Annotated in this window: 1 protein-coding gene; it reads left to right on the forward strand. The window is 54.6% G+C overall.

Going from position 1 to position 6,513, the window contains the following annotated elements; genetic code table 11:
* Positions 1 to 122 precede the first annotated feature (122 nt).
* Positions 123 to 5,810, forward strand: coding sequence for an S-layer family protein (locus tag MHN28_RS20045; RefSeq protein WP_239344348.1), 5,688 nt, complete (start codon positions 123 to 125; stop codon positions 5,808 to 5,810).
* The last annotated feature ends 703 nt before the right edge of the window (positions 5,811 to 6,513 follow it).

Raw genomic sequence — 6,513 nt, forward strand, 5'->3', positions numbered from 1 at the left:
TTGGGTGATGACTCGCAACTCTGCAGTGTTTCACAGTTGATGAGGGTTTTTTTAGAAGTTTGTTTTTCTCGTGTGAAGTTCAACGAGAAAAACAAGACCAGTCATAGTTTGGGGGGAAATTTATGCCTGTCATCAACGGGACGCCGGGAGACGATCAAGAGGGATTTCTGCTTAGTGGAACTGCAGCAGATGATGAGTATTTCGGTTTTGCTGGCAACGACTGGCTAATCGCGAGTTCAGGCAATGACGTGTTGGACGGTGGGGCCGACAGCGATACAGTATTTTATGATTTCGAGCCTTTTTCCAACGGCGTTTTCATAAACAACACTGACACCACGATTGGCAGCGTGCTCGCTTTCACGGTCAACAAGGGACCAAGTGGTGTTGACGCCTTGGTCGATGTCGAAAACTTCCATGGCAGCAACAACGGCGATACAATTTATGTCGGTGGTATGGGCGGGACCTACACCTTTGACCGCGCAGGCGACGATACCGTTATCGCTTCGCAAGACCCAAACGCCACCGGATCCCATATTTTCGCGGCAGGCAGCGGCAACGACACTTATGTCGGTACAGTTAATCGAGACCGCGTTGACTATAACGACAATGGCTTCGATGGCGGTGGTTCGATCACGCAGGGTATTGATGTTGATTTGGAGGCTGGTACGGCCACCGATGGTTGGGGAAATTCGGACACTTTGACCTCGATCGAAGACGTCAACGGGACTCGGTTTGGAGACATAATCCTGGGTGACGATGGGGACAACAGTCTCTCAGGCAATGATGGCGACGACACGATTGATGGACGAGGTGGTGACGATTTCCTGCAAGGTGGTGCCGGCGACGATACAATCGACGGGGGTGGCGGGAACGACTATCTCGAAGGTGACGATTTCGGCGTCGCAGGAAATGACACACTGAGCGGTGGAACAGGTGATGACAGTTTTGCCACTGGCTATGGCGATGACAGCGTAGACGGTGGAGACGGCTTGGATGCAGTTTTCTATGATTTCTGGGGCTTTACGTCGGGCGTCACGATCAACAACACCGACACCGAACAAAACGGTGTCGCAGCATTTACCACCGACAAGCGGGGATTCGGAACAGATACCCTGCTAGGTGTCGAAGCATTTCACGGATCGGAATGGGGTGACACAATTTACGTCGGTGGTCTGGGAGGCGGCTATACGTTCGACCGGGCCGGAGATGATACGGTTATCGCTTCGCAAGATCCAAATGCTACGGAGGCTCACTATTTCGCTGCGGGCAGCGGCAGTGATACCTACGTGGGCACGGTTAATCGTGATGTGGTCGATTATGCCGATGGCGGATTTGATGGCGGCGGCTCAATCTTTCAGGGCGTTAGTGTCGATTTGGCTGCGGGAACTGCTACCGATGGCTGGGGTGGCACAGACTCGCTGACGTCTGTCGAAGAAGTCAACGGAACCCGTTTCGACGATACCATTTTTGGTGACGATGAGGACAATCGCCTGAGAGGCATGGATGGCGACGACACGCTTGTGGGGCGTGGTGGCAACGACAATATCGACGGCAATGCCGGAAATGACGATATCTCCGGAGGCGACGGTAACGATGATCTTTCCGGCGGCGATGGCGATGACACAATCGACGGCGGTGCAGGTGACGATTTCCTTCAGCCGGGCACTGGTAACGATATTGTCTCGGGGGGCGATAGCGGTCCGCTGGAGGACTTTGACGAACTGTCATATATTTTCACAAGCATAGAAAGCGGAACGACCGGCGGAATTACCGCAACCTTTACAGGTGAACAAGAGGGCACCGTGATCGACTATGAAGGTGGAACAGACACCTTCTCCGATATCGAACGTGTCCGGGGAACAAACAACGACGACACGTTCATCGGCGCAGATGGACGCCAAAGGTTCCGCGGCTTTGGTGGCGATGATGATTTTGATGGTGGCGCGGGTGATAATGACGAAGTCGATTATCGCCGCGACGCCGCTGAACTGGGCTCGCTTGAGATTGGAATCGACGTAAGCTTAGCAGCCGGATTTGGAACGGATACCTATGGCGACACCGATACATACTCCAATATCGAACGGATTCGCGGATCGCGGTTTGACGACACGATTGTCGGGGACGGAAACCGCAACAGACTAAGCGGCTTCGATGGCGACGATACGATTGACAGTTTTGGCGGCGCAAACAACTCTCTCAGCGGTGATAATGGCAACGACATAATTCTCGCCCGCGGTGATGATGATTTTGCCGAAGGCGGCGACGGCAATGACCAGATCACTTTCTTTGGTGTAGGCGGCAGCGCAAACCCAGGCCTTGGGTCAGACACGATCATTGGGGGAACAGAGGGCTTTTTCAGTATCGAATATTTCGGTGTCGGAGTGTCTCTGACAATCGACACTGCGCTTGGGACAACAACCTTCACCAGCGGCGATGTTGATACGTTCAGCAATATCCGCAACATCGGTGGCGGCAATGGTGACGACACTCTGCTGGGCGATGATGCAGACGAGCGGCAGGAGTTTTTTACATCACTCGGAGACGACTTTATCGATGGTCGCGGTGGCGATCGCGACTGGCTGATCTACGACACTGGCGACGAAACGTCTATCACGGTTGATTTCTCGACCGGAACCGCGACAGGCGATTTTGCCGGGACCGACACGTTTGTGAATATCGAAGCTGTTCGAGGTACGAGCGGCGACGACACCTTCATTGGTGGTGATCAGGAAATCACCATTTATCAGGGCCTCGATGGCGTCGACAGCTACATCGGCGGCACCAGTCAGGATCGGCTGAGCTTTACCTTCGACGATAATCGCGGGGGGTTGGCAGGTGTGACCGTTGATCTTGCCGCCGGTACCGCAACGGATGGTTTCGGCAATGACGAGACCTTCACCAGCATTGAGCAAGTGATCTCGACAGATCAGGACGATACGCTCGACGGCAACGACGAAGCGAATGTTCTGATCGGGCTCGACGGAGCTGACAGTATCGATGGGCGTGGAGGCGATGATGAAATATTCGCGGGCTTTGGTATTGATACCGTCACCGGCGGCGCTGGTTCCGACCTGATCGGCGGGCGCATTGCTGAGCTTGACGGTGACACAATCACCGATTTTGCCTTCGAAGATCGCATTGCTGTCTACGACGACGACTTCAATTTGATCGGTGCCGATGCGACGATTGTTGGCGACGAACTGCGCATTGATATTGACGGAGACGGTGCAGCCGACGCCACGATGACCTTGAGCAACGGGTATTCCGGTCCCGTCAATTCTGAAGGAGGTCCAGTTGGCGGGCCGCAACCAGCAGTGATTTCTGTTGACAGTGCGGGCAGTTTTGGACTGGCGATCACGGAAGGTGACGCTGGAATAAGCGAAGGGACAATAACCCTTCGCCGCAGCGGTGACATATTCTCGACTGCAACGGTGGACGTAACACTGGCAGGCAGCGGCGTGACACCGGCCGATGGGTCGGATCTGGTGACACCGCTTGAGGTACCGCAAACTGTTACCTTCCTCCCAGGTCAGCGCGAGGCGACCTTCACGATTCAGGTTGCCGGGGACACGACGATCGAAGGGGATGAGGCTCTGTCTCTGACCCTCTCGAATCCCGGTTCCGACGGGGCGGTTCCTGCCGAGCTTGCCGGAAGCCAGACATTCGTTCGCATACTGAATGATGATGAGCCCGCGACGGTCAACATCACGGGTGAGAATGCACAAGAAGACAGCGGCATTCTGACCTTCACCGTCTCGCGTACTGGCGATACCTCGGATGAGATCATCGTGCCTTACACCATCCGCGCCGCAGAAGGGTTGCTGGGTGCTGAAGCGGATGATCTTGTTGGCGGTCTGCCGCAATCGGGCACGGTGACGATCCCTGCAGGGGCCAACAGCGTCACCTTTGATGTCGAAATCGTTGCCGACGATATTGCCGAGCTACATGACAATGTGATTGCGGCGATCCAAACCGATGCAAGCTGGCCGACAGGTCTTGATATCGGTGTGCGCGAAGCTACCGGCAGCATTCGCAATGACGACGGCGTCCCAGGTGAAATCCCGGCTGGTGCAGGCGCGTGGTCTTACGGCGATCCGCATATCGTGACGCTTGATGGTCTCGGATACGACTTCCAGGCCGTTGGCGAATTTACCCTGATCGAGGCGACATCCGGCGCTGATCTGCTTGTTCAGGTTCGCTATCAGGCAGTTCCAGGTAGCGACATCGCAAGCCAGACCGAGGCTGTTGCAACGCGGCTTGGCGGTGTTTCTGTGATGATCGAAGCTGGTTCGCCCGCATTGCTGACAATCGACGGAGTATCGGTCGACCCCGGGGATGCGGTCGGTGGCCTTTCGGTCGGAGATGGCGAAGTCTACTTTGATGGCGAGGCAATCACTGTTGTCCATGCCACTGGTGAGCAATTGCGCGTCGATTTGTTCGAAGGCTTCCTGAATGCTTCTGTTTTCCTTGCAGAAGGTCGAGAGGTTCGCGGACTGCTAGGTAATGGTGATGGCGACAGCTCGAACGATCTGGCGCTGCCTGACGGCACCGTGCTGCCTCAGCCGATCAGCTTTGATGATCTGTATGGTGTCTATGCCGATGCGTGGCGGATCAGCGATGCTACATCTCTGTTCACCTACGCGCCCGGGGAAGGTACAGATGACTTTACCGATCTCGGCTTCCCGGTTGGGGAGTTGTCCATGGACGCAATCCCGGATGAACTGCGCGCCATAATCGAAGAGGCGGTGGCCGGTATCGACGATCCGATACTACGCGAAGCCGCGATCTTTGACGCAATCGCAACAGGTGACGTAGAGACCGCTATAGCCTCGGCTCAAACGGTCGCTGCACCCAGCTCTATGGCCGAAGTTACAGACGCGCCCGAGATAACTTCAGCGCTTGGTGTTCTCGCCTCGGAAACCGAAATTGTCGAAGGGCAGGATGGCGTTCAAAGCCTGGTGTTCACAATCTACCGCACCGGCAATCTAAGCGAAGAGGTCGAGATTGCCTATAACTTTGGTGGCAGCGCCGATGCCGAGGATCTGACGGGTGCGATGCCGGGGCAACTGACCTTGGCAGCAGGTCAGTCGGCGGGCATTGTCGAAATTGGAGTTCTGGGTGATATGGATGTTGAATCCAACGAGGATGTCACATTCAGCTTCGATCTGATTTCGGGTGATGCGGCGATTATCAACGGTTCAACCACCGTCGACATTCTGGATGATGACGTGATGGCCCCAGCGATGGAAACCGTCGAAACACGTTATGAGATCGTCGAAGGCCGCTGGCGCGACAAACTGATTTACTCGGTAGATGGTGAGAAACAATCTTCGCAACGTTTGGGCTATATTCAGGATGAGATCACTGTGAAAGGTGGGGGCCTTACCATATCGTCTGATGACGGAGAGAAATGGGGCTTTGATTTCATCACCACTGCTGGCGTTGGGCTAGGTGTCTATTCACTGTTCGGTGATCGCTTCTGGCGTCCAGAAGCTCGCCGGGTCGACGACAATGAAATATTGAGTTTCGCGCTTGATGACGGAGGCGGCTTCGGAAATGCAATCGACGTAGAGTTTGAATTTGCTTCAGTCCGCCGCGGCGACCAAGTGAAACTGCAGTTCTTCGACGACGGTGAATTGGTTGATGCCACAATCGCGACGATTGTGGATGGGGAACTGATTTATGAGCTTGCTGGTGGCGAAACCTTTGACGAGGTCCTCATCGCGGCCGAAGGAGAAACAGAGTTCAGTGTGGAGGCTATTGAATTTACACGGCTGCAAGCAGATGAATTCAACTTTACGATCGCCTGACTTGCGTTGAAAAGAGGAGGCACAAGCTGCCTAATTTCTACGAATTGCACTTGATCCGATTCTCTCGCGTCTAAGAAGTATTCAAGATGCGAGAGAAAAGTTAATTTGCTCGTTGTTGGGCGGTCGGTCCAAGTACCAAAGACAGATAGATGAGGCGTCCGCCCGCATGTACTTCGATGGTGAAGCCGTAGACTTCGAATGACTGTGGAAATTGCCTCATAGCTACTTTCTTTCTTGGCAGTGTGCCATGGAACCAAATGGCCGATCAGTAGTGAGTTAGGGGGTCCGATGCAACGCTTAAGCTGCACAGAGCATCAATGGCCGGTTTTCGTTCCGCGCAACGGCATCGATCTCCGAGCATTTGCAGAGATTTTCGCGCCGCGTGTGCTCGCAGCGAGAAAACCGAATTCACAGGTTGGGCTCATCACTGACGTTCACTTCGGTGCGCTTGCGCTAGGGGTAAGAGCCCTTACCGGATGAGGTGGGTGGCTCCTGCTCCACCGGCATCAAATGTGCCAAAGTGCAGTTGTCATCGACTGCTAGGAAAGGAGCCACCCAATGACAGTAAAGACCGCAGGCCTGGATCTGGCCAAGGATGTTTTTCAAGTTCACGGCATTTCAGAGAACGGCCGAGTGATTTTCAACAAAGCCATCAAACGCACCAAGCTGCTCCGCTTCTTTGAGACGCTTCCACCCTGCAGGG

The sequence above is a fragment of the Ruegeria sp. Ofav3-42 genome (genome assembly GCF_022347725.1).
In the GTDB taxonomy this organism is placed as follows: domain Bacteria; phylum Pseudomonadota; class Alphaproteobacteria; order Rhodobacterales; family Rhodobacteraceae; genus Ruegeria.

Coding starts and splice junctions, on each gene's coding strand:
- MHN28_RS20045 (WP_239344348.1), top strand. CDS start 123: ATGCCTGTCATCAACGGGACGCCGGGAGACGATCAAGAGGGATTTCTG.